Source organism: Blautia wexlerae DSM 19850 (assembly GCF_025148125.1).
GTDB classification, from domain to species: domain Bacteria; phylum Bacillota; class Clostridia; order Lachnospirales; family Lachnospiraceae; genus Blautia_A; species Blautia_A wexlerae.
On record NZ_CP102267.1, the window covers coordinates 4,663,923 to 4,685,728 of the forward strand.

19 protein-coding genes and 1 pseudogene are annotated in these 21,806 nt (G+C 39.4%); 1 reads left to right on the plus strand and 19 read right to left on the minus strand.

Annotated elements, in window-relative coordinates; all coding sequences use genetic code 11:
• Positions 1 to 369: 369 nt before the first annotated feature.
• The 6 genes from NQ550_RS21815 to NQ550_RS21840 form a co-directional block, all read right to left on the minus strand.
• Positions 370 to 1,179 (minus strand): hypothetical protein, encoded by an 810-nt coding sequence (locus tag NQ550_RS21815; RefSeq protein WP_020993350.1) that lies wholly within the window; start codon positions 1,177 to 1,179, stop codon positions 370 to 372.
• A gap of 381 nt (positions 1,180 to 1,560) precedes the next feature.
• Positions 1,561 to 2,436 carry a DUF3881 family protein gene (locus tag NQ550_RS21820; protein ID WP_008708032.1) on the minus strand — a complete coding sequence of 292 codons (876 nt, stop codon included), beginning with the start codon at positions 2,434 to 2,436 and terminating at the stop codon, positions 1,561 to 1,563.
• 32 nt (positions 2,437 to 2,468) lie between these two features.
• Positions 2,469 to 3,761, minus strand: coding sequence for a serine--tRNA ligase (gene serS / locus NQ550_RS21825; RefSeq protein WP_008708031.1), 1,293 nt, complete (start codon positions 3,759 to 3,761; stop codon positions 2,469 to 2,471).
• Positions 3,762 to 3,953: 192 nt separating this feature from the next.
• Positions 3,954 to 4,472 (minus strand): DUF4446 family protein, encoded by a 519-nt coding sequence (locus NQ550_RS21830; RefSeq protein WP_020993348.1) that lies wholly within the window; start codon positions 4,470 to 4,472, stop codon positions 3,954 to 3,956.
• 13 nt (positions 4,473 to 4,485) lie between these two features.
• The gene (locus NQ550_RS21835; RefSeq protein ID WP_025578450.1) at positions 4,486 to 5,460 is read right to left on the minus strand and encodes a ParB/RepB/Spo0J family partition protein; all 975 of its coding nucleotides are present in this window, start codon (positions 5,458 to 5,460) and stop codon (positions 4,486 to 4,488) included.
• On the minus strand, positions 5,460 to 6,227 hold the full coding sequence (locus NQ550_RS21840; protein ID WP_025578451.1) for a ParA family protein: 768 nt from the start codon (positions 6,225 to 6,227) through the stop codon (positions 5,460 to 5,462). The genes NQ550_RS21835 and NQ550_RS21840 overlap by 1 nt, the downstream gene beginning before the upstream one ends.
• 633 nt (positions 6,228 to 6,860) lie before the next feature.
• Between NQ550_RS21840 and NQ550_RS21845 the strand changes: the two genes are divergently transcribed.
• Positions 6,861 to 7,814 (plus strand): alpha/beta fold hydrolase, encoded by a 954-nt coding sequence (locus tag NQ550_RS21845; protein WP_008708024.1) that lies wholly within the window; start codon positions 6,861 to 6,863, stop codon positions 7,812 to 7,814.
• Positions 7,815 to 7,880: 66 nt separating this feature from the next.
• Here the strand turns inward: NQ550_RS21845 and NQ550_RS22730 are convergent.
• The 13 genes and pseudogenes from NQ550_RS22730 to rpmH all read right to left on the minus strand — a co-directional run.
• Positions 7,881 to 7,952: pseudogene (locus tag NQ550_RS22730) on the minus strand (hypothetical protein); the annotation flags it as partial.
• Positions 7,953 to 8,073: 121 nt separating this feature from the next.
• Positions 8,074 to 9,930 (minus strand): DUF4340 domain-containing protein, encoded by a 1,857-nt coding sequence (locus tag NQ550_RS21850; protein WP_025578452.1) that lies wholly within the window; start codon positions 9,928 to 9,930, stop codon positions 8,074 to 8,076.
• The gene (locus tag NQ550_RS21855; protein WP_025578454.1) at positions 9,931 to 11,415 is read right to left on the minus strand and encodes a GldG family protein; all 1,485 of its coding nucleotides are present in this window, start codon (positions 11,413 to 11,415) and stop codon (positions 9,931 to 9,933) included. It abuts the gene before it with no gap.
• 17 nt (positions 11,416 to 11,432) lie between these two features.
• Positions 11,433 to 12,296 carry an ABC transporter permease gene (locus NQ550_RS21860; RefSeq protein WP_025578455.1) on the minus strand — a complete coding sequence of 288 codons (864 nt, stop codon included), beginning with the start codon at positions 12,294 to 12,296 and terminating at the stop codon, positions 11,433 to 11,435.
• Between the two features lie 2 nt (positions 12,297 to 12,298).
• The gene (locus NQ550_RS21865) at positions 12,299 to 13,372 is read right to left on the minus strand and encodes an ABC transporter ATP-binding protein (RefSeq protein WP_008708017.1); all 1,074 of its coding nucleotides are present in this window, start codon (positions 13,370 to 13,372) and stop codon (positions 12,299 to 12,301) included.
• Positions 13,373 to 13,605: 233 nt separating this feature from the next.
• Entirely contained in the window at positions 13,606 to 14,328 is a 723-nt protein-coding gene (gene rsmG / locus NQ550_RS21870; protein ID WP_025578457.1) for a 16S rRNA (guanine(527)-N(7))-methyltransferase RsmG, read from the minus strand.
• Between the two features lie 179 nt (positions 14,329 to 14,507).
• On the minus strand, positions 14,508 to 16,382 hold the full coding sequence (mnmG, locus tag NQ550_RS21875) for a tRNA uridine-5-carboxymethylaminomethyl(34) synthesis enzyme MnmG (protein ID WP_020993345.1): 1,875 nt from the start codon (positions 16,380 to 16,382) through the stop codon (positions 14,508 to 14,510).
• A gap of 70 nt (positions 16,383 to 16,452) precedes the next feature.
• Positions 16,453 to 17,826, minus strand: coding sequence for a tRNA uridine-5-carboxymethylaminomethyl(34) synthesis GTPase MnmE (gene mnmE, locus NQ550_RS21880; protein WP_022379945.1), 1,374 nt, complete (start codon positions 17,824 to 17,826; stop codon positions 16,453 to 16,455).
• A gap of 277 nt (positions 17,827 to 18,103) precedes the next feature.
• Positions 18,104 to 19,036 carry an RNA-binding cell elongation regulator Jag/EloR gene (gene jag / locus NQ550_RS21885; protein WP_025578459.1) on the minus strand — a complete coding sequence of 311 codons (933 nt, stop codon included), beginning with the start codon at positions 19,034 to 19,036 and terminating at the stop codon, positions 18,104 to 18,106.
• A gap of 20 nt (positions 19,037 to 19,056) precedes the next feature.
• Entirely contained in the window at positions 19,057 to 20,346 is a 1,290-nt protein-coding gene (locus NQ550_RS21890; protein ID WP_029676933.1) for a YidC/Oxa1 family membrane protein insertase, read from the minus strand.
• Between the two features lie 87 nt (positions 20,347 to 20,433).
• Positions 20,434 to 20,646 (minus strand): membrane protein insertion efficiency factor YidD, encoded by a 213-nt coding sequence (gene yidD / locus NQ550_RS21895; RefSeq protein ID WP_008708006.1) that lies wholly within the window; start codon positions 20,644 to 20,646, stop codon positions 20,434 to 20,436.
• Positions 20,615 to 20,986, minus strand: a complete 372-nt coding sequence (gene rnpA, locus NQ550_RS21900) for a ribonuclease P protein component (protein ID WP_008708005.1) — start codon at positions 20,984 to 20,986, stop codon at positions 20,615 to 20,617. Before rnpA ends, yidD begins: the two co-directional genes overlap by 32 nt.
• A gap of 63 nt (positions 20,987 to 21,049) precedes the next feature.
• Positions 21,050 to 21,184: a 50S ribosomal protein L34 gene (rpmH, locus tag NQ550_RS21905; RefSeq protein ID WP_008708004.1), complete on the minus strand. Its 135-nt coding sequence runs from the start codon at positions 21,182 to 21,184 to the stop codon at positions 21,050 to 21,052.
• Positions 21,185 to 21,806: the final 622 nt, after the last annotated feature.

The window sequence follows — 21,806 nt, forward strand, 5'->3', positions numbered from 1 at the left end:
AACGTTCCCAAATTTGGGGAATGCTTTGTTGTCACCTTTGGCATTTTTCAGAATAGATTCGAACTGAAAGTTGTTTTTCATTTTTTCCTTTGGGGAATGCCTCGGCTTTCTCTTAGGAGGCGAGTGCTCTATCCAGCTGAGCTATATGGACATTTAATCAACACCCATAATATAAGTTACTGTTCACTCCGTTCTCAGTAACTTAACCAAAATTCATTCCAGATTACCTGCGACAATGGGATTTTGGCTTGTATGTCTCGGGACTTTGGCATATTTTTGCAAAAATACCTCGAGGAATAATGGTGTATGAACAGTAACTAATATACTATATTTCAAAGAAAATTACAAGTGCAATCTGGCTTTTCTTATCTAATTTTCTGCTTCCGGATTCCATGTATTATCTTCCAGCTTTTGAATCATCTCACCCAGTTCAACAGTATATGCTACTTTTACATCACTATCCTGTTTAACGATAAACTCAGACAACCCGTAAGCCTGTCCATTATCCGCCCAGTCATAAGTATATCCCAATCTTGTCCATGGATATTCGCCATCATAATAGCTGGAAATAATGTTCGCATCAAACCATGCTTTATAATCCGCATCAACATCTTCGGAGAATGAATCTGTCATTTCTACTGTTCCAATATCCGAAATATATGCCGGACGAAAAACATCTTCCGGTTTTACCCACATAGCTGTAACATAGTTAGATTCATTATCAGGAGTCAGACCAAGCAATTCTTTCATTCTTGTCTGCCAGTCTGTTACACCCTCTTTATTTTCCTGATACCAGTCTTCCAGTTCACCACCTGTAAATGTCCATACATTTCCCCATTCCAGTTTCACATCAGTGCCATCCGGATAACTGTCCGGATATTTATGGAATGTATATAGAAGAACTCTTCCCTCTTCATTATAAACTGCATAAGGCTCTCCCTCATCCAGGCTTACTACCGGAAGAATCTCACCATCCTCAGCAATCATCGCATCTTCAACTGCCTGATCAAAAAGAATCCGCAGATCATCTTCACTTTCAGCAGAGGAATCGGTTTCTGCTGCTTCTTCTGTCTCTGTTGTTTCTTCTGCCTGTACACTTACAGATACCCCGCATGATACAACCATTGCAGAAACCAGAACTCCACTTAACATCCATTGTTTCCATAATTTATTTTTCATATAATGTCATCTTCCTTTTTTTAGTTTTCCGACTTACCTGCCCCAAGTATATCATAGTAATTCTTTCTTTTCTTACCCTTGGAATAAATTGCAAATATCCGGCGTGAAATGTATATTACTGTTCACTCCGTTCTCAGTAACGTAGCCAAAATTCCAGATTGCCTGCGGCAATGGAATTTTGGCTTGTATGTCTCGGGATTTTGGCATATTCATGCCAAAACACCTCGCAGGATAGTGGTGTACGAACAGTAACAAATGTATATCTATAACACTCCCTCGTCAAGCGGATTGTTATAAGCATGTTTCACGTGAAACATATTCTTGTAAATCACAAGATGGCATAGGCGAAATATTCGTCCATGCCATCATAAATCATTTTAATTAATAGTGCAACTGTCCCTGGAGCCATATGATTCCTTTGAATCTACGTCCGATCTTTGGCTCCCCCAGCAAATCATTCTTATTGATACAAACATCAAACTGCATATCATTACAGTCTAATGTAAGCTGGCAGATTTCTTCTCCTGTTATAATGTTCTTGAATGTCATAAAATCCAGAATCTCACCCATGATACTATATTGATCACATTCAATTCCATATGGCATGAAATAGGAATCCACTATAGAAAAAATATCGTCTGTAACTATACGCTGAGAAATCATGGAATATGTATCCATATCCTCCATCGTGAGGCTCTCCATAGCCTCTTCATCACCGTTTCTGGCGGCTGCAATGAGATGATTTCTGTTCTTTGTCAGTTCACGTTCTGCTTTTACTGCTTCTTTATCTTTCTCTACAGGAAAAAGGATTTTTCCTTCCCTGGCCAGCCCGGAAAGGGTTAAAGGCTGGCCACCCGGAAGTATGTTGCCTTTTTCACGCTGTTGCAGATACTCAGCAGCATTCTGAAGATAGAAAATTAAAGTAACCCCAATTCTCAGATCGTCACAGGCACCTGCAAAAGATTCTTTGTCTGCATGTCTTTCTATCACAACACTCTCCTGTGTTGTAATGCCTGTTCCGCGAAAAAAAGGAAAATAATAATCCGGATAAAATACGTTGTTTTCATCATACTGCCCGCAGACAGTAATTCCACAATCGCATCCATAATTCTTGGAAAACTCTGCAAACATACCATCAGGGTAGTTCTCTATGACCGTTTTCTCATCATAAGTTTCAACCACATCCGTAATGATCTGTCTGATACTGCTTCTTTTGGTGATCCTGGAAAAACCAACTGCCCTCAGATAACTGTGCATAAGAACACCTCCCTGAAAAAGCTCACCCTCCATTAAGCGTGCTTTTTCTCAATCTTTGTCATACCACCCATGTATGGCTGCAGAGCTTTAGGAATACTTACAGAACCGTCTTCATTCAGGTTATTCTCCAGGAATGCGATCAACATTCTAGGCGGTGCTACAACAGTATTATTTAATGTATGTGCAAGATATTTCTTACCATCTTTTCCGTTTACACGGATCTTAAGACGACGTGCCTGTGCATCACCAAGGTTTGAACAGCTTCCTACCTCGAAATATTTTTTCTGACGTGGAGACCATGCTTCTACGTCAAGAGATTTTACTTTCAGGTCTGCCAGGTCACCGGAGCAGCACTCAAGTGTACGAACCGGAATGTCCAGAGAACGGAACAGATCTACTGTATTCTGCCATAATTTATCAAACCACATCGGACTCTCTTCCGGTCTGCAGACAACGATCATTTCCTGTTTTTCAAACTGATGAATACGGTAAACGCCTCTCTCCTCAAGTCCATGAGCACCTTTTTCCTTACGGAAACATGGAGAATAGCTTGTAAGAGTTTTCGGAAGTTCTTCCTCAGGAATGATCTGATCGATAAATTTACCGATCATGGAATGTTCACTTGTTCCGATCAGGTATAAATCTTCACCCTCAATCTTATACATCATGGCATCCATTTCAGCAAAACTCATTACACCTGTTACAACATTGCTTCTGATCATAAAAGGAGGTACACAGTAAGTAAAACCTCTGTTTATCATGAAGTCACGTGCATAGGAAATTACTGCTGAGTGAAGTCTTGCGATATCTCCCATTAAATAGTAGAAACCATTTCCCGCAACACGTCTTGCACTGTCAAGATCGATTCCATCAAAATTTTCCATAATTTCTGTATGATATGGCACTTCAAAATCCGGAACAACCGGTTCACCAAACTTCTCGATTTCTACGTTCTCGCTGTCATCTTTACCGATCGGTACAGATGGATCAATGATATTCGGAATTACCATCATATCTTTGAGAAGTTCTTCCTCTACCTCTTTTTCTCTTGTGGAAAGTTCTTCAATACGGGTTCCGGAAGCAGCTACCTGTTTCTTTACTTCTTCAGCTTCTTCTTTCTTTCCCTGTGCCATCAGTGCACCGATCTGTTTGGAAATTTTATTTCTCTCTGCACGAAGAGCTTCTACTTCCTGTTTGATTTCGCGATTCTCTTTGTCCAGTTCCAGAACTTTATCCACTAATTCCAGTTTATTATCCTGAAATTTGTTGCGGATATTCTGTTTTACAACTTCCGGATTTTCTCTCACAAATTTAATATCTAACATCTTGTTCCTCCTGAAATATTCTATTACATTATGTAATGATGTCAGGGTAAAATCTGGCAACAACTTTCCCCCTGATATCAATTTATCATATCATGTGCATTCCTGCACAAAACAGATTCTCTTTTAGTATGCTCTTATTTTCAGCTTTTAAACATTACTGTTCACTCCGTTCACAGTAACTTTTAAAAAACTTTATTCTTCAATATTATCCAGTCCAAAATTCACTGCCTTACGAAGTGCCTCTACTTCTTCCTGGCTGAGCATAACGTAGGATTCGCCTTTTACAATTTCTTTCATATACAAAAAACAATTGTCCCGGCTGTGTACTGCATTTAAGATAAGACCTGTATTCTCTTTGTCCAGCAAAGCCAGCGCAAAACTTAACTTTCCACCTACATCATCAAATGCGTCATACTTTTCTACACCATATTTATTAAACATTTTATCAAGATTCTTTTTGATAAAAAGAAGATCATGATCATGTTCTTCCTTCGCATCATAGAGCTTATCTATCTGAGCGAATTTTCTAACGAATACTTTTTCCAGAGACTGTGCATCTGAACCTTTCATGAACGTCTTATATTTACGTTCCAGACGGCTCAGGCGCATATTCATACTGATATTCCTTACCAGCAGGAAGATAGTAAGAATCAGCAGTATAATAATGATGATCCCGGAATCAATTCCAAGATTTTCAAAAATGCCACTCATATTACTGTCACTCCTAACCAATGGATTCGAAAAGATCTATGATTCTTTCCAGTTCATCCTTGGAATAATATTCAATTTCAATTTTACCTTTGTCATTTTTCTTTCTGTGAATCTGGACTCTGGTACCCATGATACTTTTCATTTTTTCTTCCAGACTCTCATATATTGCATCCTCAGCAGAACTGAATTTGCTCTTCTTTGCTGTTTTTGGCGGCTCCAGCATACGTTTTACAAGCGCTTCTGTTTCACGAACACTTAATTTCTCGTCAAAAACCTTCATTGCAATTGATTCCTGCTTTTCCTTATCTGCTATCGAAAGGATTGCCCTGGCATGACCGGCAGTGATCATCTCATCAATCAGCATCTGCTGCACTTTTTCGCTGAGTTTGAGAAGTCTCATTGCATTTGTTACTGCTGTTCTGCTCTTCCCTACACGCTCTGCGATTTCATCCTGTTTCAGATGAAATTCATCAATCAGTCGTTTATATGCCATCGCTTCTTCCACAGGGTTTAAATCTTCCCGCTGAATATTCTCAATCAGGGAAATTTCTACTAATTCCTGCTCAGAAAACTCTTTAACAATTACAGGAATCTCTGTCAGTCCGGCAAGCTTTGCCGCTCTCCATCGTCTTTCACCTGCAATTATTTCATAGTAGTCCTTTTTATCAGACACGAGAAGCGGATGGAGTACGCCGTACTGTTTAATAGACTCAGACAGTTCCATGAGTGCATCTTCATCGAACTGTTTACGTGGCTGATCCATATTCGGCTCTACACTTGAGATCTTTACGATCATTGCCCCTGTTTTCGAATCCGCTGTTTGCTTCTTTGCAACAGTAGGGTTTGTCTGTTTTTCAGCTACGTCAGATTTCTTCTCTGTTTTAACTGTTTTGGTTATTGTCTTTCTGGCAGGTTCTTTGACAACAGATGTTCTGTCTGGAAAAAATGCATCTAAGCCTCTGCCAAGACCGTTTTTTCTTCCTGCCATTAATTATCCTCCCTGTTGAGCACTTCCTCTGCCAGAAGCCTGTAGCTTTCTGCTCCTGCTGATCTCGGATCATAGATATTAATCGGCTGTCCATAGCTTGGAGCCTCCGCCAGTCTTACATTACGTGGAATAATTGTTTTATAAATATTCTGATTTAAATTCTCTTTTACGTTTTCCACTACCTGCAGAGACAGGTTTGTTCTTGCGTCATACATTGTGAATACTACGCCTTCCATTTTCAGACGTTTATTCAGTCTTTCTTTTACCAGATCAATGGTATGAATCAGCTGTGAAAGTCCCTCCAGCGCATAATATTCACACTGGATCGGCACTAATACAGATGTAGCTGCGGTTAATGCATTGATCGTCAGCATATTTAATGATGGCGGACAATCCAGTATTATGTAATCATATTTACGTCGAAGCTTATCTGTGATTCCCTTTAAGATAAATTCTTTATCATCGATTCCTACCAGCTCGATTTCTGCACCGGAAAGATTAATATTAGATGGAATCAGGTCAAGATTCTCAACAACATCTTTTACAATCGTGTCTTTCGTTTCTGCCTCTCCAAGCAAAAGTTCATACAATGTATTTTCTATGCCGTTCTTATCAACGCCGAAACCACTGGTAGTATTTCCCTGTGGATCCATATCAATTGCGAGAACCTTTTTCCCTTTTTCTGCAAGACATGCTGAAAGATTAATTGCAGTTGTTGACTTTCCAACTCCGCCTTTCTGATTAGCAACTGCTATAATTCTTCCCAACTTCATTCCTCCTTTATGAGGTTTTAATTGTAGTTATTCCTATTTTGCCTGTTACATTATTTTTTATAATGCCAACAGGCATATGCATGTTTATTATAACACTTTTATTTTAATCATGCCACATAATGTTTCACGTGAAACATAAAAAAACACATTATTTTTAACATAAATATTGTATATTTTGTGGTGATTGACATTTTCTTTTTCCATCAATCGTTACTGTTCACTCCGTTCTCAGTAACGCAGCCAAAATTCCAGATTGCCTGCGGCAATGGAATTTTGGCTTGTATGTCTCGGGATTTTGGCACATTCATGCCAAAACACCTCGCGGGATTGTGATGTGTGAACAGTAATCATCAAGTTACTGTTCACTGGTAATATCCCGCGAGGTGTTTTTTGTGAGTGAAGGTCACAGAAAACCCGAGACATACCGCGCGAATTTATGCGATTAGCATAAAGTCTGTGCATCGCGAAGCGTGTTGCTGTGAACGGAGTGAACAGTAACATCATCAATCCATATGGTTCTTTTTTTCGCATCATATTTTCTTGTAAAACAGACAGTATCGCGGTATAATATGGGTATATAATTTTAGCAGGCTAATCACTTGTTATGCTTGATAAAGGAGGCCGAAAATGAGTAAAAACAAGCACAAATTTCTTACATTTGCTGCTCTGATGACCGGCGCAACTGTTGCTGTTCATTTCATTAACCACACGATTGCTACTGCTGCACAATTAAAACAGATGCTCCACATTTCTAATGACAATTACTTTGAATGGCGCTTTGGGAACATTTATTATACCAAAAAGGGAACTGGGTCACCGATTCTTTTGATTCATGACACTTTACCTGGAGCTTCCGGGTATGAATGGAGCAAAATTGAAGACGAACTGGCAATTGACCATACCGTATATACTGTTGATTTGTTAGGATGCGGACGTTCGGACAAATCCAGCATTACCTATACAAATTTTGTTTATGTTCAGATGATCAGTGATTTTATCAAAAAAATAATTGGTCAGAAAACAGATGTGATTGCAAGTGGTTTTTCAGGCTCTTTTGTTACTATGGCCTGTCACAATGAGAAAGAACTTTTTAACAAAATCATGCTGGTAAATCCGCCCAGCCTGACTCAATTAAAACAGATGCCAAACAGAAAGGACCGCCTGTTAAAAGCAGCTCTGGAAATTCCGATTTTCGGAACTCTGGTTTATCATATGATCGTATCACGTGATAATATAAATAATCTTTTTATCGAGAAGATGTATTATAATCCATTCCATGTGGATAATCAAATGGCAGATGCTTATTATGAAGCAGCTCATAAAGGTGGATATTATACCAGATTTTTGTACTCCAGTCTTGCAGCTAAGTATATAAATATAAATATCTGTCATGCACTTAAGGCACTGGATAACAGTATTTATATTGTTGAAGGTGAAACAGAGCCAAACGGAAAGGCTGTCACTGATGATTATTGTGCCTCCAACCCGGCTATTGAAGTTTCTGTTCTCAAAGAAACAAAACATCTTCCACATGTTGAAGCACCTGAAGCGTTTCTTGAACAGGTTAAAATCTTCTTTTAAGCCTTATATTTAAGCCAGAATGAGTCGACGAGTTGATTTTGAGACAGTTTTGAAGGATAAATTTTTTTATTTCAAGTCGGAAGAAGGCGACGTTGCGGTGACTACAGCAACCGAATTCGGACAAAATATACCGCAAAATGGGGCGTGCAGATTGTGGGAATGATTTTTCAAACACGCTCTAATACAACAAAAAATGAGGCAGGCATATGTAAGAAATTCTATATGCCTGCCTCACTCTTTTATAGATTCGTTTATTCTTTTACTCTTCTGTACTGTCCGTTTCCTGAGAATCTGTATTCTCCTCTTCGGATGTATCAGAATCGTTTGTTATGCCGGCTGTTTCAGATGTACTGTCATCGGACTCTTCTATGCTCTCACCTGGCATATCTGTTGAATCTGATTTAGTATCATCTGTTGTTGCTTCGTCTGAATCTGTCTTATCTGAACTGTCTTCTTCTGTTCCGACAACTGATTCAAATGCTGTGAACAGTTCTTTTACATTCATCTTATTTACGAGATATACTTTATTATCCACCACTGCCGCATAATAGTTTGTATCGTAGCTATAGTATGCAACTTCCTGTGTATCACCGTCTTCTTCTGTAAATATAGCTGTCAGTTCTGCATCACCGTCAGGTTCATATTTATCTGTCAGACGTTTCTGAGCCGTCATGTTGATCAGTTTATTGTAGAATGTTGTAAATGTTGTTTCATCCAGATCAGAACCATTCAGTTTATAGGTAACTGTTTCTGTATCGTTTCCATCATCATCTGTGGATGTTTCACGTGAAACATTTACTTTATAATCACTGCCCTGATAATTTACTTTGAGGCTTCCGAGGCTGTTTAAAGATACATAACTTACTGTCATATCCCAGAAGTCTTCTTCTGATTTATCAGTTAGCGCGGACAGAGTATCCGTTGACATCGTATAGACTTCATTGCTGTCATTTACCATGACATATCTGCTGCTGTCATCTGTTTCATTTCCAACAAGAATTGTAAGCTGCTTATCTGCCATCTTAGTTTCTTCTTCCGAAGAATCCTCATTGTCTGATGCACTGTCTGAGTTTTCTGATGTTTCATCTTCTGCTTCTTCACCGTCAGTATCTTCAGCCTCAGATGTTTCATCCGTAGTTTCACTTACACTTTCGTCTGATTCTGTATCCTGTTCAGCATCGTCACTGTTTTCTTCCACAGATGAAGCATCTTCATCTGCCGTCTCACCGGAAGCTGTCGTATCATCTTGTGTGTCTTCATCAGTGTCATCATCAGCAACTTCTTCCTGATAATCTACTGTGATTGTTGCATATGGTTTATCCAGACCATATTTGCTCTTGTCGTCACATTTATAATCTGCAAGTGAACTATATGCCATGCTTCCGAATGAAGATACCAAAGAACTTACGGTAGCTGAGTCTGCTTTTTCTTCATCCTCGCTGCCTTTTACTGACCAGGTACTTGTATCTTCGTCTTTTGATAATTCATAGGAATTATCGCCGTCTACAGAAATTTTTGTAATGGTATCTGTATTGGAAATTGCAGGGAAATCTTCCATCTGCGCATAATCATTCAATGATTTGGCAAACGGCTCTACGCAGGAAGAATCTATCAGGTATACTGTCTTCTCATCATCATCTTTTCTTACATAATACTGACTGGTGGAGGAATTTTCATCTCCCACATACAGTGTAGTTGTTATGTCATCGCCATCTTCCTCATCAGATTTTGTTACAATCTTAATCGTGTTTGACGGAGAGTCCAGACCATATTCTGAAAGATCATCTACGTCCTCCAGAACTCTGTCTGAATCGACAGATGCAATAGCAGATGCTGCACTGTCCAGAGTAGTCTGATTTACCGGAAAATCTGTTTCGTCTTTCTTTACCCAGCTGTCATCATCTTTTTCAAATGTTGTCTCTGTATCATCAACCATAAAATCCAGAGATTTAATGTTATCTGTTGATGCAGTAAATACAGTTGTGCTTTCTTCAGAATCTTCTTCGGATTCTTTCTGCTCCTGATGGGCTACGTAGGTTTTTACACCTGCGTAAGCCCCGCAGCAGACACCAAGAACTACAACTGCAAGAACCATTTTTACAGTTTTATTCTTCATTTAAGCTTTTCTCCTCTTCATCCAAACTGCAAACCCTACAACAAGGAAGAATCCAGGAATCAGACCGATGGTGCAGATCTTCCAGAATGCAGCATCATAGTCTGTAAGTGTCAGATTAGATACAGACAGGCTCTTGGATGGGATAGATACGGTTGCACTGTCTTCTGTGTCTGTCATCCACTTCAGAGATTCGATGATCAGCTTCTCATTTCCGCCGGATACCATCTGATTTACCTGTGATTCCATCAGATTGGAAGTTGAATAGTATACGATCTGCGTTTCTTTGTCATCATCCAGAGTCTCTGTGATGCTTACTCCCAGATCAAATGGGCCAGCTTCGTCTCCGTCTTCTTTCTCCAGAGTATCACTGTTCAGATCTGTCTTGGAATATGCCTGGTCTGATGTGGTGAGGATACTGTTGATCGTTACGGTATCTCTTACATCATCCATTTTTTTGATTCCCTGTGCATATGGTACAAGTACATAATATCCTCCGGAAACAGTCTCAGAGCTTGCATCTGTGCTGTTTATAGTCGGAACCAGATAATATGGCATCTGCATTGCATAATGCTGATTATCACCTTCAAATACGATTCCAGCTTCTCTCTGAACACCATAGTTTTCCAGAACTGCATCAAAGTTTGGCAGGTCTTCTGTTGTATAATCAGAGAAAATCATCGCCTTTCCGCCATTTTCAAGATAATCAATAATAGCAGTCTTTTCATCTTCTGAAATATCTGTGGATGGAGAATCAATGAACAGGCAGTCTGCATCATCCGGAACACTTCCCTCTGTAAGAAGATTCAGAGACTGAATATCCATGTTTGCCTTCTCGATGTCTTCTTTGATAGTAGAATCCATCTCCTTCTCACCATGTCCCTCGAGTGTATAAAGGATCGGGAGATCTTCGGATGTTACATATCCGATCGCACTTGTGATCTGACCTTCACCGTCGAAACCGGTGGTCTGAGAGCTGTAGGTCTGATAATCAATTGTGCTCTCATAGATATTGTTGTAATCAATGACTTTATTTCTGTCGCCGCATACAACGATCAGACTGTTTGCAGAAAGATCATCACTTGTATATTCCGTTACAAATTTAGGATTTACTACAGGATCCTTCTGCTCTACTTTAATATACTTGGATTCATCTTCATATTTCTTAAGCAGATTGGTAATATTCTCATCTTCAGAACCGCTCTGTGCAATCTGGTAAATTGTTACGTCCTTGTCCAGATCTTTCAGCATTGCTTTTGTATCATCACCAATACTGTAGAGTTTCTGGCTGCTGATATCAATTTCTGAATATTTGGACGGAATCGCATTTACGATCATGTTGAGCACTACAACTACTGCAATAAATATCACTGACATAACCATTGTGTAAGAGCCGTTTTTGATATGCTTCTTACTGATGGTGCCAATCAGTTTCTTTTTGTCAAATTTTTTATGGTTATTATTTTTCATCTTTTCTTTCAGTTTCATTTTCTTTCACCTCCCCACTAATTCCAGCGTCTCTTCAAAATAGACTGTGTTGTAAGGAACAGGCATACTGCGATCACAGAAAGAAAATATACAATTCCTTTTATATCAAAGATGTTACTTGTAAAATTATCAAAGTGTCCGCTCAGATTAAACACATCCAGGACTTTCTGAATACCGCCCTCAAAAATACTGGATTTTACTACATAAATAATAATCAGTGCCACTTCTCCGATCACACCGATCACTGCTGAGATCAGAATATTCTTGATCATGGTATAGATAATGATGGCTGCTGCCAGGATCAATAACCCAAATGTCACGCATGTCGACATAGATGTCTGAGAGAAGAATGAAGAAATACCATTCATCATGTAAAATGCAAATAAGAAAACAAATGTGAGTACCGCTGCAATTACCTGGCTCTCAGTTAATGCTGACATAAATACACCGATTGCAATATTTGCACATCCCAGGAGAAAGAATCCCAGGACTGCTGTATATGCAGATGCAAACTCTACTGTGCCAAACCTGGACATAATCAGCGGATAAGTACACATAACTGCCATCGGAACAGCAAATACAGTTACCAGTGCAAGATATTTACCTATTACAATACCGCTCACAGAAACCGGTGCTGTCAGAAGCAGCTGATCTGTTTTCTGTTTTCTTTCCTCTGCAAGTACACGCATAGTCAAAATCGGTACTCCGATCAGGAATGCAAAGGTAATTGCACTTAAGGTGTATTCAAATTTCGGATATGCTGCTGAAAGCTGATATGCTGAAAAATAAATACCTGTCAGTACAAGAATGAAAAAGATAAATAAATATCCTACCATGGATGTCAGGTAACTTTTCAGCTCTCTTTTATATATAGCTGTCATGGTTATTTCTCTCCCCCTTTATCATTATTCTGTTCTTCCGGTATTTCTGCTGATGTCTGTTTTACGTTTGTCTCGTTTGATTTACCGGCATCAGTATCTTTATCTTCAGGTGTATTTGGGACTTCGTCTGCAGATATTGGTTTATCAGATGCAGTAAGTTCAAGGAAGATTTCCTCCAGTGATACTTTCCTAGACTTCATCTCATAGATTGGGCTGTTAATCTCCGACATTTTGTAGAATACTTCTTCCCGAATGTCATTCTGCTCCTCTGTTGAAACTTTCACACTCCAGAGATTCTGTTTCTCATCTTTTTCCATTGTTACGCTGTTGACTCCCTCGATTCCCTCGAGAGCCTGCCTGATCTGTGTTTTTTCACCTTTAATAAGCATCTCCAGAGTATTGGATCCTTCTGCAAGTTTTCCAAGATTCTCAGGAGTATCGCTTGCTACCAGTTTTCCATGAGAAATGATCAGCACGTAATCGCATACCGCGCTTACTTCAGAAAGTATATGCGAGCTGAGAATAACGGTATGTTTCTTTTTTAATTCTTTAATTAAGGTTCGGATTTCAATAATCTGTTTAGGGTCAAGACCTACTGTCGGCTCATCCAGGATGATCACCTCCGGATACCCCATAATCGCCTCAGCAAGACCAACTCTCTGTCTGTAACCTTTTGACAGGTTCTTTATCAGACGGTTTCTCATGTCTGAAATCTTTACCATATCCATGACTTCTTCGATCATGTTTGCTTTTTTATCTTTTGGGATTTTCTTGAGATCTGCCACAAATTTCATGTATTCCAGGACAGTCATATCAAAATAGACCGGCGGCTGTTCAGGCAGATAACCGATACATTTCTTTGCCGCTTCCGGTTCTTCGAGGATATCGTGTCCGTCAATTTTGACGGTTCCTTCGGTGGATGCGATGTATCCGGTTATCATATTCATTGTAGTGGATTTTCCTGCACCGTTTGGCCCCAGAAATCCATAGATTTTGCCTTTCTCTATTTTAAAGGAAAGGTGGTCAACTGCCGTATGGTTACCATATCGTTTGACCAGATTGTTTACTTCAATCAATGTGTTCTCCTCCTCTTAATTTTTGCCAAAATAAAATATAGAAAATGTCCCCAGGTGAAACAGAGAATGGGGGAACCCGAGGACATCTCTATAAAAATAGTTTATGATGAAGTTGTGATGAAATTAGGATAAAAGTGTGATTATTCTGTGATGTTTGTTTGAAAAAAATAGCTGTCCCGAAATCTCGGCATTTTTTGCCAGAAGATTTCATGAGACAACTATACATAGATTTATTATGACAATGGTTCTTTTAATGGTGTTCCTGCTTTACGCGGATACTTTCCAGGTGTAGATTTTTTCTTATTTATAATGACAAGGGATCGGTCAATCTCGGAGTCCGGCAATTTAAAGTATGTGATGTCTTTCACCTGACCACCGAGGATATTGATTGCTTTCTCTGCTTCTTCTGCCTCTTCCTGTACAGTTCCTGATTTATAGGAAATGAAAGTTCCTCCTATCTTTACATAAGGAAGACAATATTCTGACAGAGTTGCAAGGTTTGATACTGCCCTGGATACACAGAGATCATATTTCTCACGATACTCTTTATTTTTTGCATACTCTTCTGCTCTTCCATGAATCGCCTTAATCCCTTCTAATCCAAGAAGCTCAAAACTTTCCTCAAGGAAGTTTACCCTCTTTTTCAGAGAATCCAGCAGACATGCCTCCAGATGTGGAAAAGCAATTTTCAAAGGCACACCTGGAAATCCGGCACCTGTACCGATGTCCATAATTGTTTTTACTTTTGTCATATCAATGGCTTTTACACAGGCAAGACTGTCAAGAAAGTGCTTTGTAAGAACTTCCTCAAACTCAGTAATACCTGTCAGATTCATAACCTTATTTTTTTCTACCAGAAATTCATAAAACTGGATAAACTGATTTTTCTGCTTCTGGCTCAGCTCTATACCCAGTTCTCTGCATCCATTTTCCAATGTCGTCAGATTATACGGCATGTATTATTCTCCTTTTTCTACCTTTATTTATTATTTTTGTATATTTTACAGGGTTGTTTTATGTGCTTTTATGATTTTATCTGTTATTTATAGTCCGTTATTTTACTCTTTTATGTACTATTTTAATATTTTTTGCCAATTTCTTGTTTTTATAAGCACATTAAAGCGTATTATATTAATTATTTCGTACTGGAAAGATACACCAGTAAAACTGATATATCAGCAGGAGAAACTCCTGAAATTCGGGAAGCCTGTCCGATTGAAATCGGTCTGTATGCTTCCAGTTTCTGACGTGCTTCGATTCTCAGGCTTCCAACTTTCTCATAATCAAGATCTGTCGGGATTTTCTTTGCTTCCAGTTTCTTAAACTGTTCTACCTGTTTTAACTGTCTGCGGATATATCCATCATACTTGATGTTAATGTCAACCTGTTCCTGTACATCCCATGGCAGCTCCGGACGTTCTTTATCAAGTGGTTTGATTGCTTCATAAGAAAGTTCCGGACGGCGGATCAGTTCTGCCAGAGTGGTTCCGGATTTCAGCGGTGTGCTGTTATAGCTTTCCAGAAGGGTCTGAACCTCTTTGTTTGCTCCGATATTTGTATGTTCTACTCTGCTGATCTCTGTTTTTATCTGTTCTTCTTTCGTAAGGATTTTCTGATAATCCTCTTCACTGATGAGCCCTGCCTGATATCCCTTTTTACGAAGTCTCAGATCCGCATTATCCTGTCGGAGAAGTAATCTGTACTCCGCTCTGCTGGTCATCATTCTGTATGGCTCATGGTTTTCTTTTGTTACCAGATCATCAATAAGAACACCAATATAAGCCTCAGAACGGTCAAGAATCAGCTGTTCCTGACCTTTAACTTCCAGAGCAGCATTAATTCCTGCGATCAGTCCCTGCGCCGCTGCTTCTTCATACCCTGAGCTTCCGTTAAACTGACCGCCGCTGAACAGTCCTTTGATTTTCTTAAATTCCAGTGTAGGATATAACTGACGTGGATTAATACAGTCATATTCGATGGCATATGCATTTTTTACGATTTTTGCATGTTCCAGTCCCGGTACGGAATGATACATTTCTTCCTGCACATCTTCCGGCAGAGAACTGGACATTCCACCAATATACATCTCATTTGTATAGAGACCTTCCGGCTCAATAAATACCTGATGACGGTTCTTATCTGCAAAACGGACTACTTTATCTTCAATTGACGGGCAATAACGCGGACCGGTTCCTTCGATCATACCGGAATACAACGGAGAACGGTCAAGGTTTGCACGAATGATCTCATGAGTTTTCTCATTTGTATATGTCAGCCAGCAGGATTTCTGCTCTATCTGAACATCTTCCGGATTAGTTGAGAATGAAAATGGTACAACTCTCTCATCTCCAAACTGTTCCTCCATTTTGCTGTAGTCAATTGTATTTCCGGCAATACGGGCAGGTGTTCCTGTTTTAAAACGGAACATTTCAATTCCCAGCTCTTTCAGAGAATCAGTCAGATAGTTGGCTGCCTGCAGTCCGTTTGGTCCTGTATAATTACTTACATCACCGTAAATACATCTTGCTTTTAAATAAGTTCCTGTACAGAGGACCACAGCTTTACAGTTATAAGTTGCACCGGAATATGTTTTTACCCCTGTAATCTTTCCGTCCTCGACCAGAAGTTTTGTTACTTCTCCCTGTTTAATAGTCAGATTAGGTGTATTTTCAAGCGTTTTTCTCATTTCATTGCTGTATGCCTGTTTGTCAGCCTGCGCACGTAAGGAGTGCACTGCAGGTCCTTTGGAACAGTTAAGCATTTTGGACTGGATAAAGGTCTTGTCAATATTTTTTCCCATTTCACCGCCCAGGGCATCAAGCTCTCTTACCAGATGGCCTTTGGAACTGCCACCTACGTTCGGGTTACATGGCATTAATGCGATACTGTCTACACTTACAGTAAACATCACTGTATTCAGGCCCAGGCGCGCACCCGCAAGTGCTGCTTCACATCCGGCATGACCGGCACCGACTACAACAATATCATAATCTTCTACTAACGTTCTCATTTTGTCTCCTTTTATTTTACAACTGCTCATTCTATTCTTTCAAAAATCGCCGAAGGCGATTTTTTGATTTTTATTTACCCATGCAAAACTTGCTGAATATCTCATTTACCAGATCTTCACCAACAGACTCTCCGAGGATTTTACCCAGATTTTCATATGCATTCATAAGATCTATAGAAAAGAAATCTTCCGGCATTCCCCTTTCGATACTGTTTCTGACCAGATCAAGGCTTCTGTCAGCCTCTTCCAATGCTGCTTTATGACGGGCATTTGTAATATATACCTCATCATTAAAGGAAATCTCTCCTCCAAAAAACATATCTTTAATCTGTTCTTCCAGTTCTGTAATGCCTTTTTCTTCTTTTGCAGAAATCGGAATTACAGGATGTCCTGTTTTTTCTTTCAGGATTTCCGGCTGGATTTCCGGCTGAAGATCAGTTTTATTATACAGGATAATCGCCTTTTTTCCAGTAAGCATTTCCATGATTTCTTCATCATTTTCGTCAAGCGGAACAGAAGAATCCACTACATAAAGAATCAGATCTGCTTTCTGTGCCATTTCTCTGGCTCTGTCTACCCCTATTTTTTCCACAATATCCTTTGTTTCCCGGATTCCGGCTGTATCAATAATCTTCAGAGATATTCCATGAAGTGTGATATATTCCTCCAGAATGTCTCTGGTCGTTCCTGCAATATCTGTCACAATAGCCCGGTTTTCTCCGATCAGAAGATTTAACAGTGAGGATTTTCCGGCATTTGGTTTTCCAAGGATAACTGTCTGGATTCCCTCCTGGATCATCTTTCCGTCAGAAGAAGTTTTCAACAGGCGCTTCACTTCTTTCTGTTCATTATCCACAACTTCCAGAAGTTCTTGGGGATATCCATCCAGACTGATATGTTCCGGATCATCCAGTGCCGATTCTATATATGCAATGTGATAAATCAGCTTTTCTCTGATATCTCGGATTGCTTTCTGCACAGAACCTCTTAACTGATCCATGGAACTGCGAAGCGCATATTCATTTTTCGCCTGTATAACATCCATAACAGCCTCTGCCTGGGATAGATCCATCCGTCCGTTCAGGAAGGCACGTTTGGTAAATTCTCCTGGTTCTGCAATTTCGGCACCATTTTTCAGCACTGTATCCAAAACCCTCTGCATAGCATATACACCACCATGACAGTCTATTTCTACTGTATCTTCTCCTGTAAAAGTCCTCGGTGCATGCATGATCATTACCAGAACCTCATCAATCAGTTCCTCTCCATCATAAATATATCCATAATGAATGGTATGAGTCGGAACTTCTTTTATTTTTTTCTTCCCGCCTTTTGATCTGTAGATACGGGAAATCACATCCATGGCATTCTCGCCGCTGATACGGATGATTCCGATTCCGGACGCACTCATGGCTGTGGAAATTGCTGCGATTGTTGTTTCCATTTTTTTCTCCTCACTTGCCTGTTCTATAATAGTTCCGCCCCTGCGGAACAGTAGACTGTTACAATAATTCTGTCATCTTATATACATAACAGGAAAATCACACTGACTACTGTTATTTTTTTCTGCAAGTGTGTAATCTCTCTGGTATATATACAAGACTTTCCGTAAAATAAAAATGTTACTCCAGGCAAAAGTACACACGCAAAGTTACGTGCTATTCACGCTTTCACCTAGAATAACATTCTTTTTTCATATCTGCAATGAAGCAGTCATATTATTAATTTCTTTTTAATTTTACCACTACATGACGGTAAGGCTCTTCACCCTCACTGACTGTCTCAACGAATTTATTTCCCTGAAGAGCAGAATGGATAATTCTTCTCTCATAAGGATTCATTGGCTCAAGAATAACCGGCTTGCGGGTTTTTCTTACTTTATAAGCAATACCTCTTGCAAGGTTCTCAAGAGTTTCTTTACGGCGCTTGCGGTAATCTTCTGTATCAAGTTTTACACGAATGTAATTTGATTTACCTTTATTTACCACAAGACTCGTCAGATACTGAAGAGAATCCAGAGTCTGGCCTCTCTTGCCGATAAGGATTCCCATATCTTCGCCTTCAAAGTCAACTTCCAGACTTCCGTCCGTTGTGTTATATTCAGATGTAATCTCTACTTCTCCAAGATTCATGGACGCAAATACATCACGAAGGAATACCTTTGCTCTGTTTTCTACTTCTTTAATCTCTTCCGGATCTGTAAGGATCTCAACAGGCTTTACCGGTTTAGTCGTCTTTTCTCTGACTTGTTTCTCTTTTGGCTCTCTGAATTCTCTCGGCTGTTTTTCTTTTGCAGCCCTTTCCTTTACAGGTTTTGGCTGTCTTGGTTTCTCAGAAACAGCTTTCGGCTCTTTGATTTCTTTCTTTACCGGTTTTATAGCTTCCGTTTTCTTTTCTTCCTGAACCGGGGCTTCCTCTTTGAAGGAATCGAGTTTCACTGTCTCTACGATCTCCTTCATTTCTTCTTCCTCAGAAACCGGCTCAATCTTACGAACCTTAATTACTGCAGGCTTGCTTCCGATTCCGAAAAATCCGTTGCTGCCTTCACTTATTACCTGAATCTCAAGCTGGTCACTGGATACGCCAAGCTCGATACATGCTTTTGTAATTGCTTCACTCTTTGTTTTCGCTGAAAACTGGATATAATCCTCCATGCCAACCCCTCCGTTCCTGACTACTTCTTCTTATTACGCTCATCAAATGCTTTTACCAGATTGGCCTTTGCAGTAATGCTGCCAGGTTTTGCATTCGCAGCGTCTTTGTAAGCTTCTTCAACCTTCTTGGCTCTTGTCTCAACATTTGTATTGCTGCTGCCTTTTTCAATCTTATTGATATTCTTGGCGCTCTGATGGGCCTGATTTGTAATCTTCTGAGGTGGAAGTCCCGCTTTCTCACGCTTCTTTTCCATCTTCTTCATATTCTCACTGATCAGGTCTTCAATCTGGATCTTATCCATCTTTTTATTGATAACAACCTGCTGCACACTTCTTACTGCAGCACTTGCTACCCAGTAAATACCAAGACCTACAGGGAATGTGAAACAGAATACTGCTGACATCAACGGCATTACCATATTCATCGTCTTCATGGAGTTCATCATTGCATCCTGCTGTGAATCGCCGCTCTGCTGTGCTGCCTGAGGCATCAGTTTTAAGTTGATCATCTGTGTAGCCCACGCAAGAATCGGGATAAGAATCGCAACGATAGCAAGAAGAGCAGATCCACCTACAAAAGCTGCTTTAATATAAGTCAGTGGCTGATCAGCGATATTCAGACCAAAGAAATTCTGCACATGTGAAATCTCTTTTGCAGTGCTGTTCAGCGTATCAGTAAATCCTGCAAACTGGCTTGTCTCAGCAAGTGTTTTCCACTGGGAAGGTGATAATGCATACAAAAAGTCTGTGACTGAATTACTTGTAGCTTTACTTCCATCCATAATAAGCTGAACTCTTGTCATCTTATTATCTGTGATAAACTGCTGAAGGATATCTGTATATCCGTTTACACCTGTAATACTGGTAACTGCAGATGCAAGGATATCCCTTACACTTCCTACATATGCCGGAATTTTATAAATTACCTGATATAAGGCCATCAAAATAGGGAACTGGATTGCAAGCTGTACACAGCTTCCTGTAGGAGATACGCCGTATTTCTGATATACAGCCTGTGTTTCCTCCTGCATTTTCTGCATTGCAGCAGTATCGTTGTTTTTTCCCTTGTACTTCTTTTGAATTTTCTGAAGTTCCGGCTGCATGATTGCACTCAGCTTAGAGAATTTCTGCTGTTTGATCTGCAGTGGGGTCATAAGAGCATAAATAAGGATACTGAAGATGACAATACAAAGACCGATATTCTGAATTCCAAAGATATTCAGCAATCTGTAAATACCATCCATGATCCATCCCATAACGGTCGCAAGCTGACCAATGATAGGAGTGCTGCTCTTTGTCGCTAAAATCATTTCCAAGTTCATTTCCTCCTAGAATCCATAAATGACAGGAGGTTCCTTCGATCGATCAATATTCAATTTTCAAGTACATTCCTGTCTTTACGGTACAGGGTCATAGCCTCCGTGGGAAAAAGGATTACAGCGAAGTATCCTCCATACCGCAAGAAGACCACCCTTTAATGCACCATATTTTTCGATTGCTTCTAAACCATATTGAGAACATGTGGGAATATAAGGACATTTTGTTCTCTTCATCGGTGATATATACTTTTGATAGAGTTTAATTATTCTGATCAGAAACTTCTTTATCATTGTTCTTACCTGCTATGCAGTGCTTTCCCGCCAGATGCATCAGCGCACTCTCTATCTCTTGATAGGTTCTGTCCTTTGCCTGTGGGCGTGCAACTACTACAATGTCCAAACTGTTTTCAAATTCCGCTTCATTCAACCGATAACTCTCTCTTATCAATCTGGTGAGTCTGTGGCGAACCACACTATTCCCTACTTTTTTACTTACTGATATTCCCAGACGATTCTTCATGTACTGATTTTTCAGTACGTACATCACCAGATACCGATTACCTTTTGATGTTCCATTTCTGTATACTTTTTGAAAATCTTGATTTTTTTTTAAGGACTCTGATCTTTGCATAGAATCCCCTTTCCTGATCTCTTTTTTAAGAGAAGAAAAGACCACATAATTGCGGTCTTATTCTTAGGCTGATAAATGCTTTCTTCCTTTTAATCTTCTGGCAGCTAATACTTTACGACCACCCTTTGTGCTCATACGAGCTCTGAAACCATGAACTTTTGCTCTAGATCTCTTTTTTGGCTGAAATGTCATTTTCATAGGTAAAGCACCTCCTTTATCTATTATCCATGTTAAATTTTGTAACTTTTTAAGTATGACAGACACCGGATTCTACAGCTCTCCTGCCCGCCAACTTTACTTATTAGAACATCATTTCAATTATATTCATAAAGGGTGGATTCGTCAAGTATTATTTACACAAAGATTTAAATGGTTTTTTATGCCATTGTGGATTACATAATTGGTTTACGTAATATTATCCACATTTTGTGGATAACTTGTGGATAACTTGTGGAATACCTATATATCTTTCCACTTTCTCCTGTCTATTTTACACATATCTTCAAAAAAATGCTTTTATTTCTACTTTTCTTACTGTGCATAAAATTATCCCCATTTTTTATCGTTTTTAAAAGAATAACGTCACATTATGGTAACCTGAATTGGCTTTTCCACTGTTATCCACACTAATCCACATAAAAAGTGGGGATAACTTTTTTCCACATTTCCCTCAAATATACATTGCGAAAACAGGCATTTTATTATAATATATATAAGGATATTTATGTCTTTTTTAAGAATACGGTCAGAGTTTGTGGAAAACTCAATATTATCAATACACACTTAATATAGAAGTAATACGAACCGGGAGAACCAGAAA